This window comes from Palleniella muris (assembly GCF_004792655.1).
In the GTDB taxonomy this organism is placed as follows: Bacteria; Bacteroidota; Bacteroidia; order Bacteroidales; family Bacteroidaceae; genus Prevotella; species Prevotella muris_A.
The window spans coordinates 46,083-65,827 of the sequence record NZ_SRZC01000020.1 but is presented as its reverse complement, the minus strand read 5'-3'; the positions used below and the strand labels follow the sequence as shown (position 1 = coordinate 65,827).

Sequence of the window (19,745 nt, the reverse complement as noted above, 5' to 3'; positions counted from 1 at the left end):
AATGTCAATCAAAGACATGCACCGCACTGAAATCATTCCTTATGGCAGGAATGTAAACGGAGCGAGCATAGCAGTTGACACAAATCGGATATATCGCAACCTGGTCTTCTTTCTTGACTATGATATTCTGCAAGTCAAGCCTTAGACGTGCCAACTGAGCGTCAGAAAACAGACATTCGAACACACTTTTATTAACACGTCTCCCAAACGGCGTCAGCAATTTCACAACCTGCTGGCGCCGTTTGCTTTTTCTTATGTCGTATGCAACGACACAATATATCTTTTTTGCTCTCATCACCATTTTGCTATATAAGGTCTGTAAAATGCTCCTGTCTTCATATAATCCACAAGTTCTTTCGCTTGCATTTCAATAATGTTGCTGAATTTCCTTTCTTCACCACGATATTTTTCATAACGCTGCAACCTCTCCAAAACATTCTTAGCCAAAAGCGATTTTGTGGAATCACTCAACATTCCATTATTCAACGAAAGCGGCTCCTTCCTTTGAATCATGGAAATGACAACACGGTCGGCAGCCTGTGAACGGAACAATTCTATCATGTCAAACACCAGATTCGCATTCCCCTCCTGATAATGCACGAATCCCATATAAGGATTGAGCTTGTTTACCAACAAAGCCTGCCAAACACGAGGATACAGAATGGCATAAGCATAATTCAGCATTGAATTGACCAAATCCGTCGCTCCATGATGCTGCCGGCATTCAAACCCTGTCACATCATCATTTATCAAATCCCTGATGTACTCCCAGTAGATCACAGCCCCCTGTGCTTCATATCCCATTAACGTCATCCTGTATTGAGCCAAATCGTCTATATCATTTATTTTCCTGATAACCTCCTTAACACTTCGCTCTGTGTCAGACCATTCTCTTGAAAAGGAAATGACATTCTTGTGATACTTATTGAAATATTTCATGAGGTTCAACTGATTTTTGAGCTTCCCTATAATTATCTGTTTGGCGACAAACAGTCTCCGCTCTTCCGACAAAGAACCCTGAAGCTGCCAGTTTGTCGTCAAAAGATATTTTGGAGATACAACAGAAGCGATGTGTGTGCTGTGGTTATCAAAAAAGTCTATGGCGATATTGTTTGCCATACAGAACTTGACAGCATTGCTTGAAATACTTACACCATCGGAAATAACCGAAATATGTTTCAATACTGCTGAAGGCGGAACAGAAACAGGATTTCCATTCTTCCGTAAAGTTATGCCACGATTACTGACTCCTATGAAATAACCATGTGAAGACACCACCAGTTCTGAATTGTCATTCTCTCGTCGCCGATATTCCAATTTCCGTGAACGAACCAATTTGCGATTCAGCATCTTGTCATCTTCCGCAACATCCTGCCTGCCGTCCTTTGCATCCGCCTTAGCCTTTCGGATAATCCTCAACAGCTCTTTGTTATCTTCTATTGTCGAATTGCCGAACAAAGGCAACTCATGAAACATCCGTTCCAAATCCTTGACGGAATAGCTTGGATTCTTGCCAATCCAACCCTCTATCACTCCCTTAATGGTGTCACAGAACATTTTACTATAACTCTCCGGCAATACCCTTGCATAATATCTGTGTACACCTTGTACTGATTGTACATATCTTTTGGACAGTCTGTTGTCCTTTATCTCTATGCTGCGCAGTCTGCTGAGAATAGAGTTTTGCTTCTCTTGGGAAATAGAAACTTTATTTCTTGTCACCACTATCCCAAGGTATTCGATGCCTGCCGATGTATGACATATCTGTGGCTCGTTCAAGGTCAGATGCAGATGTTTTTTCAGGTGCTTTGCAATACGCGAATGCATATTTTCGGCTTCTTCCTTTGTCTCACACCAAACAATGAAATCATCAGCATATCGCACATAAGCATCTGTGACACTGCAAACAAACTGGTCAAATGATGTAAGATAGAAATTTGCCAACAAAGGTGACAGCACTGCGCCTTGAGGTATGCCTTTGCATTGCTCTGTCCATTCCATCGACTTATCAACCTTACCCATTGTGACACATAGTTCGATGATTCGCCTGAGTTCGGAATCAAGAATAGCCGCGGTCAATCTCTTGAATAAAATATCTCTGTCTATCGTATCGAAAAAATCATCAATGTCAAGACGCAATATCCATTGATTCTTTTTCTGACAGCATTCGTGCACAACTCTTCTTATTGCTTTCTGATGCCCCTTCCCCACCCGATAAGCATAACTGCAATTATAAAACCGCTTTTCAAATACAGGCTCTATCAAAATCTTAATCGCTTGTTGAACAATTTTATCCTCGACACTCAACAAGCCCAATTCCCTTTTCTCACTATCATTTTTAGGAACGGAAATTCCCATATACGGTTGCGGCTTCCATGTTCTTTCACTTAAAGCCTTTTGCAACCTTAAAAGGTTCTTACCTAATCTTTCTCTATAATCCTCCAAACTGACATCATCAATTCCTCCCGCAGATTGTTTCTGCAGGACAATCTGCCATGCTTGTTCCAATGTGGACATCAAACAAAGATTACTATAAACTGTATTCATAAAATAAAACGATAAGATCAAACAATGTTGCTATACCTACTCAAATGTAGGCTTCTACAACGGTTCAGGACCATCTAAAAATGAAGCTGAAGCTAGTTGTCATACCTACTCAAATGTAGGCTTCTACAACTTCCATGCAACAGAATCCCGAAGGTATGCTTTGGTTGTCATACCTACTCAAATGTAGGCTTCTACAACCTCTCATCCGCGCGAATTACAAACTGACAAACCATGTTGTCATACCTACTCAAATGTAGGCTTCTACAACTTGAGGCAGAGAGCATCAACGGTAACATAAAATCCGAGTTGTCATACCTACTCAAATGTAGGCTTCTACAACTGCCGTAAAAATTGGTTTTAGCTTCTAAAAAGTTGTCATACCTACTCAAATGTAGGCTTCTACAACCTCTTTGGAGATGATGGACGGTTGGCAGGTTGACAGTTGTCATACCTACTCAAATGTAGGCTTCTACAACACGGATATGCTCAGGGTGGAATTGAATTGAACTCAAGTTGTCATACCTACTCAAATGTAGGCTTCTACAACAGACTATCACTATCACTTCAGCTACTACTGCTAGTTGTCATACCTACTCAAATGTAGGCTTCTACAACCAACGATGCAGAGGACTATGCTGAGGTAACTGTTCAGTTGTCATACCTACTCAAATGTAGGCTTCTACAACGTTCCGTAACAGTTGCGCAAGAGGATAACATTCAAGTTGTCATACCTACTCAAATGTAGGCTTCTACAACTTTCAGCTGTAAACCATTGTTTGAAATTATTGCGGAGTTGTCATACCTACTCAAATGTAGGCTTCTACAACTTATAGAGGGAGCTAACCTATAGTTCTCTTATGCAGGTTGTCATACCTACTCAAATGTAGGCTTCTACAACAACCTCATTTTCAGCACGAAGCCGAAAATGATATAAATTATCATGCAATCATAACTGTATGATTGTCAGTGATTGCAACCTCATCTGTATATATTTTTCGCAAAGGTACTATTTTTTATGCTTATAAAGACATAAATAGTCAATTATTTTTCGTGTAACATACTGAATTCATGGTTATTTTGTCATTTTTAACATTCTCGAAAACACCATCAGTTTTATTCGCCCAAAGATATTTTCGATTATGAAGAGAACCCGACTGTCAGCAAGTTGCTACTGTTCAACAGATTACGAAATCGAATATTCCTGATTTTCGCAAATATCTTTACTGAAAAACGGAATTTTGCGATTTGCGAAACCGAAATAACACAACACCAAAGGACGCAAAGTATTAACATACAGACAAACAGACGTTTACAGAAATACACATTTTTCGCAAATGAAAAAGCTGCTGTCCAAGCATCTGTCTCCTCAGAATAATGTATGACTCAATCTGTGAAAACATCAATCAGGCAAAAATACCACAGCCTATTTGCCATACCACAGCCATGATGCGCATAACAACAAAGGAAAAGCATCTTTCCGGATAAATAATTGAAAGAAAAACAGCAAAACCTTTGGCAGTCTGAAAGAAAATGCATAATTTTGCAGTCAAAGTGAAACTTTGCAGACAAAACCTGCATATATTCTTGCAAGAAGAGCTGGAATAAGGTATGCCGGTGAAGGTAAAAAATATAACGAACCCATATAAACATTGAAATCATGAAAAAACAGAAACGTTACTTCCTCACCGAGGAACAGATTCCGACACAATGGTACAACATCCAGGCGGACATGACCAACAAGCCGCTGCCGCCGCTCAATCCTGCGACAAAAGAGCCGCTGAAGCCGGAGGATCTCTACCCTGTCTTCTGCGAAGAGTGCAGCCGTCAGGAGCTTGACCAGGAGAATGCGTGGATTGACATCCCGGAAGAGGTGCGCGACCTTTATGCTTACTACCGCTCTACTCCTCTTGTGCGTGCCTACGGACTGGAGAAGGCTCTCGGCACTCCGGCACACATTTATTTCAAGAACGAGTCCGTGAGCCCTGTGGGCAGCCACAAGCTGAACTCTGCCATAGCACAGGCTTACTACTGCAAGAAGGAGGGTGTGACGAACGTGACCACGGAGACCGGTGCCGGACAATGGGGTACGGCGCTGTCCTACGCTGCAAAGGTGTTCGGGCTGGAGGCCGCTGTCTATCAGGTGAAGATTTCCTACGAGCAGAAGCCTTACCGCCGTTCCATCATGCAGACCTACGGTGCTCAGGTTACTCCGTCACCTTCGATGTCGACACGCGCCGGGAAGGACATCCTCACGCGTGAGCCTAACAATCAGGGTTCTTTGGGCACTGCCATATCCGAGGCTGTGGAACTGGCGAAGACAACACCTAACTGCAAATACACTCTTGGCTCTGTCATGAACCATGTCACCCTGCATCAGACAATCATCGGTCTGGAGGCTGAGAAGCAAATGGAAATGGCGGGCGAATATCCGGACATCGTCATCGGCTGTTTCGGCGGCGGCTCTAATTTCGGTGGCATAGCTTTCCCTTTCATGCGCCATAACATAAAGGACGGAAAGACTACTCGTTTCATCGCTGCCGAGCCTGCGTCATGCCCGAAACTGACACGCGGAAAGTTCCATTACGATTTCGGAGATGTCGCCGGCTACACTCCGCTGCTCCCAATGTACACACTCGGCCATGACTTCATGCCTGCCAACATCCATGCCGGAGGACTGCGCTACCATGGTGCCGGTGTCATTGTCTCACAGCTGCTTAAGGACAAGCTTATGGAGGCTGTGGACATCAAGCAGCTGGAAACCTTTGAAGCCGGTGTACTCTTCGCGAAGGCCGAGGGCATCATCCCTGCTCCGGAGTCAAGCCATGCCATTGCGGCAGCGATAAGGGAGGCGAAGAAATGCACGGAGACCGGCGAGGAGAAAGTCATCCTCTTCAACCTTTCCGGGCATGGTCTCATCGACATGACAGCTTACGACAACTATCTTGCCGGCAACCTCCAGAACTATGATGTTCCGGAAGAACTGATAGAAAAGAACATTGACAAAGTGAAAGGATTGGTGTAAAAAAGTCCTGTCTAAACAACTGTTGGGAACTGATTGCAGCAATTGCTTATCACAAAAGGTAACACTTTGCATAGTCAAGTGTTACCTTTTGTCACATAAAGTGTTACCTTTTGCAGTGCAAAGTGCCACCTTTTACAATTCCCAATATAACACTCTGATTTTCATATCATTAACCACTATCCGGATTTGTAGCACCCGGAGCGATTGTTGTGGCTGTTCTTTAGTTCAAAATGACGTGGGAAAGAAAAGCACTATTGCAAAAATAATTTCACATAATTTGAACATTCAAAATAAATTTGCTAACTTTGCATAAGATAAGCTGCACCTCAGCAAAGTTAGTGCAAACCGAAATGCAGTCAAGCTTGCTTGAATTGCTGAGGTGCAGCCTAACTTATATAATAAGAGCAAGCTCTTGCTGCATTCAGTTTGCACTATCTTTGCATAAAGAAAAAATCCTAAAACCAACTAAAAAAAACAATGAAACAGAAAACATTATTCATCTTACTTTGCGTGCTTCTTGCCATGCCTGTTTGTGCGCAAATGACAGTCACCCACCCTTGGGCAGGGAAGAAAGTGGCATACCTTGGTGACTCTGTCACCGACCCACGCAACAGCGGAAGCAACAACAAATACTGGAACCTGCTCAACGAGTGGCTTGGCATAACCCCATACGTCTATGCCGTCAGCGGCAGACAATGGAACGACATCCCACGGCAGGCGGACAAACTGCGCTCGGAGCATGGCAACGACTTTGATGCAATAATCATCTTCATGGGCACCAACGACTACAACAATGCCGTGCCATTGGGAAGATGGTACGACGAGGTGGCTGCGACCGTCGAGTACGGTCACGGTTATGTGAAACGCCCGGAAACACGCATGCGGCGCGTTACTGTCATGGACACGAACACATTCCGCGGACGCATGAACATCGCAATGGACTCGCTGAAGCGCACATTCCCTGACAAGCAGATTGTCCTGCTTACTCCCATACACAGGGCTGGATTCTATGCCAACGACAAGAACTGGCAGGTGACGGAGGATTATACAAACCGGTGCGGTGAATATCTTGACGCATACGTCGATGCCGTAAAGGAATGCGGACAGGTTTGGGCAGTGCCGGTCATCGACCTTGCGGCATTGTGCGGGCTTTACCCTATGCTTGACGCACATGCGAAATATTTCGCCAAGCCTGACAAAGACCGTCTGCATCCGAACAACGAAGGGCACCGTCGCATGGCCGCGACGCTGATGTACCAGTTGCTTACTATCCCTTGCTCATTCTAATACATGGAAAACAATATGCTACGATTCATTCTATTTACAGTACTGTCCCTCTGCGGCATCGGCAATCTTGCCGCCGAGGGAGTGACCTACAAGACAATCAAGGTTGACGCTCCGTTCGAGATGCCGGCTATCAAAGAGTGTGTGTTCCCTGACAAGGAATTCAAAATCACCTCCTACGGTGCAAAGGCAAAGGACGGTTTCATAAACACGAAAGCCATAAACAAAGCGATTCGCGCATGCAGCAAAGCCGGTGGCGGCAAAGTCATTGTCCCTGCCGGGGAATGGCTTACGGGACCGGTGCATCTGATGAGCAATGTCAATCTTGTGCTCGCCGAAGGCTCTGTCCTGAAGTTCATTGACCGTCCCGAGGCTTATCTGCCTGCTGTCATGACCTCATGGGAAGGCATGGAGTGCTACAACTATTCTCCGCTGGTCTACGCCTACGACTGTGAGAATGTGGCGATTACAGGAAAAGGCACGCTTGCCCCGATAATGGGAGAATGGAGGAAATGGTTCAGCCGTCCGCAGCCTCACCTCGATGCACTGAAAGAGCTTTACACAAAAGCGTCAACGGATGTCCCTGTCGAGGAAAGGCAGATGGCTCAGGGCGAGAAGCACCTGCGTCCTCACCTCATACACCTTAACCGATGCAAGAACGTGCTTTTGGACGGTTTCAAGATTCGCCAAAGTCCTTTCTGGACAGTGCACATCTATCTTTGCGAGGGAGGCATCGCAAGGAATCTTGATGTCAACGCGCACGGTCATAACAATGACGGCATCGACCTTGAAATGACGCGAAACTTCCTTGTCGAGAACTGTGTATTTGACCAGGGCGACGACGCTGTGGTGATAAAGGCCGGTCGCAACCGTGATGCGTGGCGGCTTGCCACTCCGAGCGAGAACATCGTGATACGCAACTGCACTGTCAATGCCGGGCACACGCTGCTTGGCATAGGCAGCGAGATTTCCGGCGGCATCCGCAATGTGTACATGCACGACTGTGTGGCTTCAGGTCTGCTGCACAGGCTCTTTTTCATCAAGACAAACCACAGGCGCGGTGCTTTCGTAGAGAACATTTACATGGACAATATCAAGGCAAAGGGAGCTATCAACGTGCTTGAGATAGACACCGAGGTGCTTTACCAGTGGCGCAAACTTGTCCCGACTTACGAGGAGCGCATCACGGAGATTAAGGGAATCCATGTCAGCAATGTCGAGTGTGGCAACGCGAAGCGTGTGTACGAGATAAAGGGCGACTTGCGCAAACCTGTGCAGAACGTGTCCATTGACAATGTCCGCGTCGGCTGTGTCGCAAATCCTCAGAACATTTGTGCCAATGTCAACAACCTCACTGTCGGTACGGTGGTATGTGATTCTGTTGACCCGAAAACGCTGCCGCAACTTGACAAGTATGTTTCCAACAAATAACTATATATATGGGGCAGATAAAAACAAAACACCATTTCTCCATTGTATAATCCACTGAGAGATACCACACTACTTTGAGGTACACTAACTTTACTTATCTATCGAACATGAAGACATTGTTAAAGATATTGGAATGAGCCACCCTGTTTTTCCTCATATCTTTAAAAGTATAAAGGTGTGACATTATCACAGTCCGCTATACCATTACAAACAGAAGACAGCCTGTAATTTGCCCGCCATTCACACAAAAGACTATTGGAAATAACATTATTCCGAGAATTTACTTTTTTAATATAACGCAGGACAATAATATAAAAAACATGGACTACACAGAAATACTTGAATCAATCTATAGCGAAATACAACAATATGCCAAATTCGGAAAACAGGCTGATTATATTCCAGCATTGGCAAAAGTCAACCCTGACCAATTTGGCATCTGCATACATACCGTGCATGGTGAGATTTCCGAATATGGACAGGCTGATGTGCCTTTCTCAATCCAAAGTATCTCCAAAGTTTTTGCACTCGCTGTAGCTTTGAGCATTCAAGGGGACAGGTTATGGAAACGTGTAGGAAAAGAACCGTCAGGCACAGCCTTCAACTCTCTTGTACAACTTGAAGTCGAGCATGGCAAGCCCCGCAATCCCTTTATCAATGCCGGTGCCATCGTTGTGGCAGACATTTTACTTTCATGCCTTCTTGAACCAGAGAAGGAGTTTATAGCTTTTGTGCGTACATTATGTAATAACGATAATATCAACTACAATGAGGAGGTTGCACAGTCGGAACGGGAAAACGGCTATCTAAATGCAGCCATAGCCAACCTGTTGAAATATCACCGCAATGTGGAAGGTGACATAGAAAGAGTTCTGCATTTTTATTTTCTAATGTGCTCAATTGAAATGAGCTGCCACGACTTATCACGCGCCTTTCTTGCGTTTGCCAATCACCGTCAAGTATTCGACTATGCCGGCATACGTCTTACATCATCCCAAATAAAACGCATCAATGCCATCATGCAGACATGTGGTTTCTATGACGAAGCCGGAGAGTTCTCCTTTCTTGTCGGACTACCAGGCAAGAGCGGTGTGGGCGGAGGAATATCCGCTATATATCCTCTACGCTATTCCGTGACAGTATGGAGTCCGAGGCTTAACTCTAAAGGCAACTCGGTAATGGGCATAAAGGCTCTAGAACTTCTTACTACAAAAACAAACGAATCAATATTCTAACCTTAATATTAATTACATGAACAGAATTACAGAACTTTTCGGAATAAAATACCCTATCATACAGGGTGGTATGGTGTGGTGTAGCGGTTGGCGTCTTGCAGCTGCAGTGAGCAACGCCGGTGGACTCGGGCTTCTTGGTGCGGGTTCGATGCACCCTGAGACTTTGCAGGAGCACATCGATAAGATGAAAGCTGCCACCGCCCGCCCGTGGGGAATCAACATACCGCTGATGTATCCTGAGATTGATCGTCTTATGAAGATTATCATCGACAGTGGTGTGCGCATCGTCTTCACCTCTGCAGGCAGCCCGAAGAAATTCACGCCTATGCTCCACGAAGCAGGAATAACCGTGGCACACGTAGTGTCAAGCAGTCTCTTCGCACGCAAATGTGAGGAGGCCGGCGTGGATGCCATTGTGGCAGAAGGCTTTGAGGCAGGAGGGCATAACGGGCGTGAGGAGACAACAACCATGGCTCTTATCCCTCAGGTGCGCAAGGCGACAAGCCTCCCTCTGATAGCTGCCGGCGGCATAGGCTGCGGACAGGCAATTTTGGCAGCTCAGGCTCTTGGTGCCGAGGGGGTGCAGATTGGCACGCTGTTCGCTTTGGCGGAGGAGAGCTCTGCAGCGGAAGCATTCAAGCAAAGGTGCGTAGCAATGTCAGAGGGCGACACAATGCTTTGCCTGAAGAAGCTCGCTCCTACCCGACTTGTGAAGAACGATTTGTACGGTCGTATCGCAGAGGCAGAAGCACGCGGTGCAGATGCCGAGGAGCTTCGCGGAATCCTTGGGCATGCGGCTTCAAAGCGCGGAATATTTGAGGGCGACACAAACGAAGGTGAACTTGAAATCGGTCAGGTGGCTTCTGCTGTAAACAAGATTATGCCGGTGTCGGAGATTATGGACAATCTTGTCACAGAGTATCGCAGCGCAATGAATTTTGAGCCGTTGCTCTGATATTTTTTGCATTACGCTCATGTATAAATGAAAGCATCCATAAGTTTGAGGATTTAGGTTCAAACTTATGGATGCTTGATTATTACACCTTAATATTTATTGTTACTTCCCAGTATTGACAACAGGCTGTGCGGGCTCGTCAGCGCAAAGGACGACAAGCAGGTTACTGACCATATCGGCTTTCTTCGCATTGTCAAGCTCGACAACGCCCTCATCGGAAAGTTTGTCTATCGCCATCTTCACCATGCTCACTGCACCATCGACAATCTTCTCGCGCGCTGTGATGATTGCGGCAGCTTGCTGGCGGCGGAGCATGACTGCCGCTATCTCCGGAGCGTAGGCAAGATAATTGATGCGGGCTTCCATCACTTCAAGACCCGCCATTTCAAGGCGTTCGTTGAGCTTGCTTGTCAGCACTTCGTTGATTTCCGCACTGCCGTCGCGCAATGTCACCTCATTGTTGCTGCCGCCCTCATTGTCGTAAGCATACATTCCTGCCACTTCACGGAGTGCGGAGTCGCTCTGTATGGCGACGAAACGCTCGAACTTGTTCATGCGGGCAGATGCACTATTCAGAGTCTGAGCATTGGCGGACACATCCGTGTCAATGTCAAATATCGCCTTGTATGTATCCTTTAGCCTCCACACGACGACAAGTCCTATCAGGACAGGGTTGCCGGCTTTGTCGTTGACCTTTATCGGTTCGGCATTAAGGTTGCGGGCACGCAGGCTGACATTCTTGACACTCATAAATGGGTTAAGCCAATAGTATCCGTTTTTGCGGAACGTGCCCACATATCGTCCGAAGAATGTCATCACTTTTGCTTCATTCGGTTCAAGCAACGAGAAGCCGCATGAACATATCACGGCAATGAGAAACAGCAGTCCTCCGAGGACAAACCACCATGTACACGACTCTCCTGCATCAGCTTTGACTATGCCCTTCACAACAGAGAACACGGTAGCGCACCATAGCAGAATGGCAATGGCTATCATAAGGAAACCATTGAGCGAGCCGCCTTTGAATTCAAACTCTCCTGAATGTGTTGTCTTTTCCATAATTCTTTACTTTAAATATTATTTGTACGATAATGGCGCACAAACGGAGAACGTTCTCTGTCAGCACGCCAACTATATGTCAGACTATCTTGCCTATAAAAAAACTACACGGCAATGTGATTATTTCACATTATTTTGCATATTATTTCTTCAATGCATCAACAAAATGCTGCGCCACCTGACGGAGGAGGTGCTTGCGCGTGTTTCCTCCGAAGATACTGTGGTTGCGGTTTGTGTAAAGCAACTCACGGAAATCCTTATCCGCCTGTACAAGGGCTTCAGAGTATTCGTAAGAGTTCTGAGGATGCACATTGTCGTCTGCCGTGCCATGGCAGAGAAGCAGTTTCCCATGAAGCTTTGCCGCCCTTGCTATCGGATTCTCGGCATATCCGTCAGGGTTTTCCTGTGGTGTGCGCATGAAGCGTTCTGTGTAGACCGTGTCGTAGAATTTCCAGTTTGTAGGAGGAGCTATGGCAACACCGGCATAGAACACGTCCCTCCCCTCACTCATGGACATCAGTGTGTTGAAACCTCCGTAGGACCAGCCCCATATACCAATATGGTCGGCATCTACATAGTCCAGCTTTGCCAGCCACAAGGCTGCTTCCACCTGGTCCTTTGATTCAAGGACACCAAGGTTAAGGTAAGTGCATTTCTCAAATTCCGCACCACGGCAACCTGTGCCGCGACCGTCGACTGTAACAACGATAAAGCCCAAAGAACAAAGATATGCATCGTAGATTGCCCCCTCGCCCATAGAGCCAAACCTCCAAGAATCAAGAACCTGCTGTGACGACGGCCCTGAATATTGATGCATGATGACAGGACATTTATGGGAAGAACTGCAAGACGGACGCATCATCCACCCGTTCAGTACAACACCTTCCGATGTCGTAAACGAGAAGAACTCTTTCTGCGGCATGTCATACTGTGAGAGCTTGTCGCAAAGAGCCTTATTGTCAATAATGGTTGAGAGAATCTTACCTTTATTGGTGTTTGATGTGCAGATATACGGTGTATTACAGTCACTCCAAGTGTTGAAATAGTATTTCATTGTGGCTGAGAATGTAGCACTATTCGTTCCTTCCTTAACAGACAGTCTTTCTATCTTGCTATTGCGGTGAGCAACATAAATGTGGCGTGTCATCGGAGTCGGAGCTGCCTGATAATATATGTCACCTGTCTTACTGTCAACACCATAGACTGCTGTGACATCCATGTTCTCAGGACAAACCTTCTGCAACAGTTTGCCGTCCATGGAGTAACGGTAGATGTGGCGGAAATTGTCCCTGTCGGAAATCATGACGAATCCCTTGTCTGTCATGACAAAGTTGTACGCCACCTCAGGGATATACTTGTCCACCTCCTCTTTCATAATCAACTTGGCAACCGCCGTAACAGGGTTTGTCGCATAGACACACATCTTGTCCTGATGACGGTTGAGAGTCACAAACAACACATTCGATGCGTCTGAAGTCTGGAACAAACGGCATATGTATCCATCGGCTTCCACCGGAACTTGCAACTCTCTTGTCACTCCTAACTTCACATCATAACTCCATGCCGTCACTTTGGCGTTGTCGTAACCGGCTTTCGGATATTTATAGGAATAATATCCGGGATAATCAGCATAATCTTCATTTGCCGGTTTGAGCCCTTTGTACAACTGCAGGTCATAAGTCCTGACGTTTGATTCATCGTACTTTATCCAGCATAACTGTGTACCGTCAGCATTGAAACATAGCGAACAAGAGAAACCGAATTCCTCTTCATTCACCCAATCAGGAATACCATTGATTATTTCATTGCGCTTACCGTCAAATGTCACCTGTGTCTCCTTTGCTGCCGTCAGGTCATAAAGGAAAATATTGTTGCCACGGACATAAGCAACCTTATTTCCGTCATTACTCCACACCGGTGACTGACAAGGCTCAGCAGACAATCTTGCAAGAATGTTGGTACTGCAATCATAAATATACCATACTGCCGTGAAAGAACGGCGGTATATATACTTTATTTCCGTTGCAATCAGCATCTTCTTGCCACTTGGGGACATGACAAACGACTCCGCCCTCTCAATCTTGTCACCTTTTGCCACAGCAGGGTCAAACAGAACTCCCGATTGCTTGCCATTCTTGTAATTATACGAAAGTACCTTTCCCTTCACCAGACAAGCATAATGCTCTCCGTCAGGCAATGAAGTGACAAACATTTGACGCTCAGCACGGAAATTACCACTGACAGCATCTTCCAGCGTAAATGGCGTACCGGCAAATGCCGACACGCCAAGCATTATCAGTATTGATAAAATAAGTGTCTTTTTCATTGTTCAAGTATTTTTCTCAAAGTGTAATCCGGATGTTTCTTGTGGAACTCCTCAACCCTATGAGTGTCAAGAGTGTCATAGAAAGGTCTGTCAAGAGCCTTGTTGACAACATACATTATTTTTCCTATGTAGTTGTCGCGTACCTTCTGTGGAGCTGTCTCAAAATTCTTCAACGGATAAACCGATACAAGATAAAACAACAAGCAATCCGGAACTATATTCTCCCGTGTCATTGACTTTGTCTGTGGTGCCGCATAGTATTTCTTGTAAACAGAATAGTCCGACCCAAGATATTTGTCCAGACATATCCCAACATTTCCATCTCCGATGATTATACTCGACCCAAGCGCCCCTATCTGAGTGTACACTTTCGGTATCTCAAACTCCGGGATTTCATCTTTAAGGAAAGCAAATGCCGATGCCATTTCGTCTTTAATGTCATCTATATTGGAATACTGCTTGCCCACTTCCAAAATGATATTCTGGAGGACAGAGTCCTGATAAAATTTGAAAAGGCGTTCGTTTATGTCCTCTTGGTCAACATTGCCTATTGACAGCACGTTTTCAATCAGAGTACGGGTTTCCATAGAATATTGTGTGCTCATCTGCTGAAGAGCCGAGAAATCACCAGTTGTAAGAAACCGGCTCTGTATACGGTCATAACGTTCTATCATGAATTCATCATCCACATCCGTTTTCGGCCAAAAACTCAGGTGGCATCCAACAATGGACATCAGGCAAAAAACCAATACCAATATGTATGATGTTGTTCTCAAATCTATTCTATTTTTAATTTTTGTACAAAATTATACATTTTTATCAATAAATCCAAATATTCAGGTGACAATTTTAAAAAAATAATACAATCCTATAATTTCACACTTGAGATATCCACCAAATTATTAACGATTGCATAAATCGTCAACCCTGCCGGCGAGTGAATCTGCAGTTTCTTGGCAATGTTCCTACGATGAGTTATCACCGTATTGGTAGATATACACAGATGGTCTGCTATTTCCTTGTTTGACATGCCCTGAACAAGCGCTACCACCACATCACGCTCACGCGAAGACAGGCTTTCCTGCGCTTTATTACGGTGAATCATTCTGGATATCTTCACAGACACATCATCCTGCCTCAGCCTGTTCTCAAGGTGGCGGATAGCAGGGATGAAGATATGTTCCTCCACATCTGTGTGCTGCACAAGCCATTCCTCATTATTATAAATATCATGCAACGCAGCCATCAAAAGATTGTTGCGAAGCCCATCAGAAGGAAGATACTTAATAATGATATTCTTCAATTCACGCAGTTTATTGTCGGTGTTGCCATGGTTGCGCAAATATGTATCAATGGAATACAGTGAGGAAGTTTTCCCTTCCAGGAGATTCTCCACATACGGGAACACCTCCTTCTCTTCATACCGCATGTGCTGATGGACGGAATGAGCATACTCATCATAAATCTTCAGTATCAAGTTTGCGAGACTGTCATTCTCATCCAAAGCCTGCATCAACTCTTTGCGGATGAAAGGCAACTGGAAATCCAGGTAGTACCTATGGCATGAACGAAGATAATTCAGAAGAGTTTCCACTGATAGTTTATCAACATCGTCGATTTCCTTGAACCCGTTTATTGAGAAATTCACAAGGGCAAGGAAAGTGTATGTGTCAACCCCTTGCTCCTCACAAACCTCTTCCACAGTCTTGTCGCCAAAACCAAGGTTTATTCCGAAACGGCCAAGTGACTGCAGGAGATTATAGTTGTCCCCTATCAGTGTAATCATCTGGTCGTATGCCTCGTATATCTTCTGAATCTTCATGATACCCTTCCAAAAATAATCCCCTAAGGAACGAGATGCAGAGATTAGGTTTCACTCAGCAATCAGTTCCACGACTTCCTCACCAACGCGAGCTGGCTCATGTGCACTGACAAAATCCAAAAGCAGTCGCAGAGCTTTAGTGACAGCATTGCCGACATTCTCGTCACGTCCCTCGTCATCCGTGAGTTTGAGAGTAACTTGCTCATCCTTGTTTCCACAAGCTATCCATATCGTACCGACTGGGATGTCGCCTTCAGAACCAGGACCTGCAAAGCCGGTTGAAGCCACAGCATAATCCACACCAAGGGCATTGATTGCTCCAAGAACCATCTGCTTGGCAACGTCCTCGCATACTGCGGTGTTCTCTGCGATGACTTCTGCATCGACATCAAGTACATTGGTTTTCACGTCATCCCAATAGCTGATGATTCCACCCTTGAAATAGTTTGACGCGCCCGGAACCATTGTTATGGCACTTGCTATGCCACCTGCCGTGCAACTTTCCGCTGTACCAACGGTTTTATCTGACTCGTAAAGCAATGAAAGCAGTTCCTTGCTCAGTACCTTGTTTCCAAATTCCATAATGTTAGGCATCCGCATCTTGCACTGTCCACTACCACAGAAACAGACTTTACCCTCAGGATGCTATGAGTTTTTTGATTTGTTTTTCATTATAAAGTTAATCTCTCTGCTTCTTCCATAATCGTAGTGGTTTCAGGAAGAAACATCACAGATTCATTATCACTTGAATGTCACTTTCGAGAATGCAGGAGCATCTATATCGCAAAAGTCCTTGTCACGATACTTATATGTGCCAACGATACCTATCATCGCAGCATTGTCGGTAGTATAACCGAACTTTGGGATATATATTGTCCACCCGAATCGCTTGGCATAATCATGGAACGCGTTGCGCAATCCATTGTTTGCAGACACGCCACCAGCCACAGCTATATGCTTTATTCCTGTCTCCTTTGCTGCCAGTTTCAGTTTTTTCATCAAGATATCGACAATCGTCCATTCCAAGGAAGCGGCAAGGTCTTCCTTGTGATTCTCTATGAAATTCTCGTCTTCCGCAACCCATTTGCGCAGATTATACAGGAATGATGTCTTCAATCCCGAGAAACTGTAGTCCAATCCCGGTATGTGCGGCTCCGAAAACTGATACGCCTTAGGATTGCCCTGACGTGCGAGACGGTCAATGATAGGACCTCCCGGATAGCCAAGTCCCATGACCTTCGAGCACTTGTCTATCGCCTCTCCGGCAGCATCGTCAATGGTCTGCCCGAGTATCTCCATGTCGTTATAGGCATTGACCTTCACAATCTGTGAGTTTCCGCCACTGACAAGCAGGCACAGGAACGGGAACGGAGGCTGGTTTTTATCATCGTCACTTTCTTTTATGAAATGCGCCATGACATGCCCTTGCAGATGATTGACATCTATGAGCGGTATGCCTAACGCCCGCGCCATTCCCTTTGCGAAATTCACACCGACAAGCAAAGAGCCCATAAGCCCCGGACCACGCGTGAAAGCTATGGCTGAGAGTTCCTCCTTCGCTACATTTGCACGCTTCAATGCCGCATCGACGACCGGCACAACATTCTGCTGATGCGCACGTGAAGCCAGCTCAGGCACCACTCCGCCGTACTCTTCATGGACAGCCTGCGAAGCTGTCACATTGCTGAGAAGCACACCGTCACGCAACACTGCTGCCGAAGTGTCATCACATGAGGACTCTATCGCCAAAATGAATATAGGTTTCTTTTCCATGTCACATTCATTTTTTTAACATCAACACTCTAATAGGACAGTACCTCAACACCGCTTTCCGTCATCAGAAGTGTATGCTCCCACTGAGCAGAAGGCAGCTCGTCCTCAGAAATCACCTCCCAGCCGAATGGGTCATCTGCGTCAATAAAGACTTTGTAAGTGCCCATGTTGATCATCGGCTCTATGGTGAAGACCATGCCAGGTACAAGGAGCATGCCACTGCCCTTCTTTCCGAAATGGGCGATGTCCGGCTCTTCATGGAATTTCAGACCTACACCATGCCCGCAAAGGTCACGGACCACACCGTAATGGTATTTGTGGGCATGCTTCTGTATTGCGTTTCCAATGTCGCCAACGAAGCAATAAGGCTTGGCTGCCTCCATGCCTATCTCAAGGCATTCCTTTGCCACACGCACAAGCTGCTCACACTCCAGGGAGGTCTTTCCGCCAACAATGAACATACGAGATGCATCAGCATAGTAACCATCAAGGATAGTCGTGAAGTCAACGTTAACGATGTCACCCTCGTGGAGAATCTGGTTTGGCTTCGGTATGCCATGGCATACGCATTCGTTGACACTGACACATACAGACTTTGGAAAACCTTCATATCCGAGACAGGCAGGAACAGCATCATGTTCCTTGCAGTATGCCATACATATATCATCTATTTCCTGAGTGGACATGCCCGGACGAATCACTGCCGCAACAGCATCGAGCACTCCGGTATTGACCACACCTGCACGGCGTATGCCTTCTATCTGCTCAGGAGTCTTCACCAAGTCACGGCTTGGCACACTCTTTGAGCGATTCTGCCAATACAGTATCTGTTTGTCCATCTCTGTAAGCTCCTGTCCGGGAAGGATGGACCATTTGTGTTTTTTGTTTCCCATAAAAATGTATCTCCATTAAAACCGGATAAAACAAAAGAGACTTAAGCAGTGTGCTTAAGTCTCTTTGTTTTGTCGGGGTACCAGGATTCGAACCTGGGACCCCCTGCTCCCAAAGCAGGTGCGCTAACCGGACTGCGCTACACCCCGAAAGGTTTTGTTTTCGCATCATTCAGGAATCATCCCCGAATTGCGAATGCAAAGTTACTGCTTTTTTCCGAACCATGCAAATTATAAAGCGTTTTTTTTACATCTTCGTCAATGATTAGACATAAATCAATCCTTTTCCGGACTATATACATTATATTATTAATATCACATCCACATTGTTTGATGTTTAGCCGGAAAAGTTTGCGCCATTCAGATTGAATTATTACCTTTGCATTGGAAATTTCCATAACAACCACGACATCAAAAAAAATGACAAAAACGATATTAGCCATTACAATCTTATTGTTATTCCAAGACATAAATTTGTGTGCCCAAAGCAGCAACAATGGCATGCAAAGAGAAATGTCAGCAAAGGCATTGGAGGAGTCTTATGTCAGCCCGTCACTAAGAGGTACAATCTTACATGACGACTACGACGCGTTGGTAATGTGCAAGGAAAAGGCACTGGGCATATTGTCAACACTTGACAACAGTGATCATGGCATCAAGAACCGTAAGGCTGTCGAGAAACTTTTAAACCAAAAAGAACATGAAATTTCACTTGAAGATTTACGCGGGTATCATCGCGTGCGCTCCATACAAGTAAACAACAACGGAATATTCACCTACCACTACTTCGCCTGCCGCTTCACAAAACAAGACGGCAAACCATTCTTTGAAAAGACAGCCGGCAGCCAACGCAAATCGGGATTCATATATGCCAACAAGCCAACATCAATGATATTCCTTGGCGGATGGTCTGTGAACGATGAGCCACAAACAGAATACGGAAGCCGGAACTCTGTTGCCGGCACGCTTTACAAGATAAATGACAACAAACTGATAATGCTGTTTGTCAGGCCATACAGGGATTTTGAAATCTACGAATTCACAAAATAGCAAACAATATTAACCATTTGATTTTCACCGGATTACAAACAACAGAGCAAAAGGTGTCACTTTATCCCGCAAAAGATAACACTTTACAACGCAAAAAGTAACAATCTGCCCTACAAAGTGATACCTTTCGCGACGCCGGTCAAATGGGTATCAAAAGTGACAATCTACATCCCACAACATTACAACAAAAAAAATATATTGGTGTCGGTAAAACACAAAATACATCTCTGATTGCGCGCGCAATATCCAGATGTTCCTGTGCAGAGAACCGCGTTAGCGGTTTGCAAGACAAGCCCATTTTGAAGAAAACCTCATAAAATGATGATATATAAGAGTTTGGTGCTTGTCATT

General features: G+C 45.3%; 16 protein-coding genes, 1 tRNA gene and 1 CRISPR repeat array. Of the genes, 6 read left to right on the top strand and 11 right to left on the bottom strand.

Annotation, left to right across the window (positions count from 1 at the left end; translation table 11 throughout):
- Positions 1-4: 4 nt before the first annotated feature.
- Both cas2 and cas1 read right to left on the bottom strand, forming a co-directional pair.
- Positions 5-301 carry a CRISPR-associated endonuclease Cas2 gene (gene cas2 / locus E5358_RS11580; protein WP_135940339.1) on the bottom strand — a complete coding sequence of 99 codons (297 nt, stop codon included), beginning with the start codon at positions 299-301 and terminating at the stop codon, positions 5-7.
- Positions 295-2,358 (bottom strand): CRISPR-associated endonuclease Cas1, encoded by a 2,064-nt coding sequence (gene cas1 / locus E5358_RS11575; RefSeq protein ID WP_168354654.1) that lies wholly within the window; start codon positions 2,356-2,358, stop codon positions 295-297. Before cas1 ends, cas2 begins: the two co-directional genes overlap by 7 nt.
- Positions 2,359-2,572: 214 nt before the next feature.
- Positions 2,573-3,445: direct repeats of the CRISPR family, unit length 36 nt; unit sequence AGTTGTCATACCTACTCAAATGTAGGCTTCTACAAC.
- Between the two features lie 756 nt (positions 3,446-4,201).
- Between cas1 and E5358_RS11570 the strand changes: the two genes are divergently transcribed.
- The 5 genes from E5358_RS11570 (at position 4,202) to E5358_RS11550 (ending at position 10,474) form a co-directional block, all read left to right on the top strand.
- Positions 4,202-5,569: a TrpB-like pyridoxal phosphate-dependent enzyme gene (locus tag E5358_RS11570; protein ID WP_135940337.1), complete on the top strand. Its 1,368-nt coding sequence runs from the start codon at positions 4,202-4,204 to the stop codon at positions 5,567-5,569.
- 477 nt (positions 5,570-6,046) lie between these two features.
- On the top strand, positions 6,047-6,856 hold the full coding sequence (locus E5358_RS11565) for an SGNH/GDSL hydrolase family protein (RefSeq protein ID WP_135940336.1): 810 nt from the start codon (positions 6,047-6,049) through the stop codon (positions 6,854-6,856).
- 3 nt (positions 6,857-6,859) lie between these two features.
- Entirely contained in the window at positions 6,860-8,284 is a 1,425-nt protein-coding gene (locus tag E5358_RS11560) for an alpha-d-galacturonidase (RefSeq protein ID WP_135940335.1), read from the top strand.
- 320 nt (positions 8,285-8,604) lie between these two features.
- Entirely contained in the window at positions 8,605-9,519 is a 915-nt protein-coding gene (locus E5358_RS11555; RefSeq protein ID WP_135940334.1) for a glutaminase, read from the top strand.
- A 16-nt stretch (positions 9,520-9,535) separates the two neighbouring features.
- Entirely contained in the window at positions 9,536-10,474 is a 939-nt protein-coding gene (locus E5358_RS11550) for an NAD(P)H-dependent flavin oxidoreductase (RefSeq protein WP_135940333.1), read from the top strand.
- A gap of 102 nt (positions 10,475-10,576) precedes the next feature.
- On the opposite strand, the gene E5358_RS11545 is transcribed toward E5358_RS11550, so the two are convergent.
- The 9 genes from E5358_RS11545 to E5358_RS15410 form a co-directional block, all read right to left on the bottom strand.
- On the bottom strand, positions 10,577-11,533 hold the full coding sequence (locus E5358_RS11545) for an SPFH domain-containing protein (RefSeq protein ID WP_135940332.1): 957 nt from the start codon (positions 11,531-11,533) through the stop codon (positions 10,577-10,579).
- Between the two features lie 142 nt (positions 11,534-11,675).
- A complete protein-coding gene (locus E5358_RS11540) occupies positions 11,676-13,859 on the bottom strand; it encodes a S9 family peptidase (RefSeq protein ID WP_135940331.1) in 2,184 nt (727 codons plus the stop codon).
- Positions 13,856-14,548, bottom strand: a complete 693-nt coding sequence (locus E5358_RS11535) for a gliding motility protein GldB-related protein (protein WP_135940330.1) — start codon at positions 14,546-14,548, stop codon at positions 13,856-13,858. Before E5358_RS11535 ends, E5358_RS11540 begins: the two co-directional genes overlap by 4 nt.
- Before the next feature lie 179 nt (positions 14,549-14,727).
- Complete coding sequence (locus tag E5358_RS11530; RefSeq protein ID WP_135940329.1) at positions 14,728-15,681, bottom strand: LuxR C-terminal-related transcriptional regulator; 954 nt, start codon at positions 15,679-15,681, stop codon at positions 14,728-14,730.
- A 51-nt stretch (positions 15,682-15,732) separates the two neighbouring features.
- Entirely contained in the window at positions 15,733-16,263 is a 531-nt protein-coding gene (locus E5358_RS11525; protein ID WP_135940328.1) for a CinA family protein, read from the bottom strand.
- Positions 16,264-16,422: 159 nt separating this feature from the next.
- A complete protein-coding gene (gene tsaD, locus E5358_RS11520) occupies positions 16,423-17,454 on the bottom strand; it encodes a tRNA (adenosine(37)-N6)-threonylcarbamoyltransferase complex transferase subunit TsaD (RefSeq protein WP_135940327.1) in 1,032 nt (343 codons plus the stop codon).
- Between the two features lie 29 nt (positions 17,455-17,483).
- Entirely contained in the window at positions 17,484-18,347 is an 864-nt protein-coding gene (gene map / locus E5358_RS11515) for a type I methionyl aminopeptidase (protein WP_135940326.1), read from the bottom strand.
- Positions 18,348-18,419: 72 nt separating this feature from the next.
- A tRNA-Pro gene (locus E5358_RS11510) sits at positions 18,420-18,494 on the bottom strand.
- Positions 18,495-18,523: 29 nt separating this feature from the next.
- Positions 18,524-18,787 carry a hypothetical protein gene (locus tag E5358_RS15410; RefSeq protein WP_277821278.1) on the bottom strand — a complete coding sequence of 88 codons (264 nt, stop codon included), beginning with the start codon at positions 18,785-18,787 and terminating at the stop codon, positions 18,524-18,526.
- A 58-nt stretch (positions 18,788-18,845) separates the two neighbouring features.
- Here E5358_RS15410 and E5358_RS11505 point away from each other — a divergent pair, with 58 nt between their 5' ends.
- Positions 18,846-19,394 (top strand): DUF4893 domain-containing protein, encoded by a 549-nt coding sequence (locus E5358_RS11505; protein ID WP_168354652.1) that lies wholly within the window; start codon positions 18,846-18,848, stop codon positions 19,392-19,394.
- The last annotated feature ends 351 nt before the right edge of the window (positions 19,395-19,745 follow it).

Coding starts and splice junctions, on each gene's coding strand:
- map (WP_135940326.1), bottom strand. CDS start 18,347: ATGGGAAACAAAAAACACAAATGGTCCATCCTTCCCGGACAGGAGCTT.
- E5358_RS11565 (WP_135940336.1), top strand. CDS start 6,047: ATGAAACAGAAAACATTATTCATCTTACTTTGCGTGCTTCTTGCCATG.
- cas1 (WP_168354654.1), bottom strand. CDS start 2,358: ATGGGAATTTCCGTTCCTAAAAATGATAGTGAGAAAAGGGAATTGGGC.
- E5358_RS11525 (WP_135940328.1), bottom strand. CDS start 16,263: ATGGAATTTGGAAACAAGGTACTGAGCAAGGAACTGCTTTCATTGCTT.
- E5358_RS11560 (WP_135940335.1), top strand. CDS start 6,860: ATGGAAAACAATATGCTACGATTCATTCTATTTACAGTACTGTCCCTC.
- E5358_RS11545 (WP_135940332.1), bottom strand. CDS start 11,533: ATGGAAAAGACAACACATTCAGGAGAGTTTGAATTCAAAGGCGGCTCG.
- E5358_RS11505 (WP_168354652.1), top strand. CDS start 18,846: ATGCAAAGAGAAATGTCAGCAAAGGCATTGGAGGAGTCTTATGTCAGC.
- E5358_RS11530 (WP_135940329.1), bottom strand. CDS start 15,681: ATGAAGATTCAGAAGATATACGAGGCATACGACCAGATGATTACACTG.
- E5358_RS11540 (WP_135940331.1), bottom strand. CDS start 13,859: ATGAAAAAGACACTTATTTTATCAATACTGATAATGCTTGGCGTGTCG.
- E5358_RS11550 (WP_135940333.1), top strand. CDS start 9,536: ATGAACAGAATTACAGAACTTTTCGGAATAAAATACCCTATCATACAG.
- E5358_RS15410 (WP_277821278.1), bottom strand. CDS start 18,787: ATGGCTAATATCGTTTTTGTCATTTTTTTTGATGTCGTGGTTGTTATG.
- cas2 (WP_135940339.1), bottom strand. CDS start 301: ATGGTGATGAGAGCAAAAAAGATATATTGTGTCGTTGCATACGACATA.
- tsaD (WP_135940327.1), bottom strand. CDS start 17,454: ATGGAAAAGAAACCTATATTCATTTTGGCGATAGAGTCCTCATGTGAT.
- E5358_RS11555 (WP_135940334.1), top strand. CDS start 8,605: ATGGACTACACAGAAATACTTGAATCAATCTATAGCGAAATACAACAA.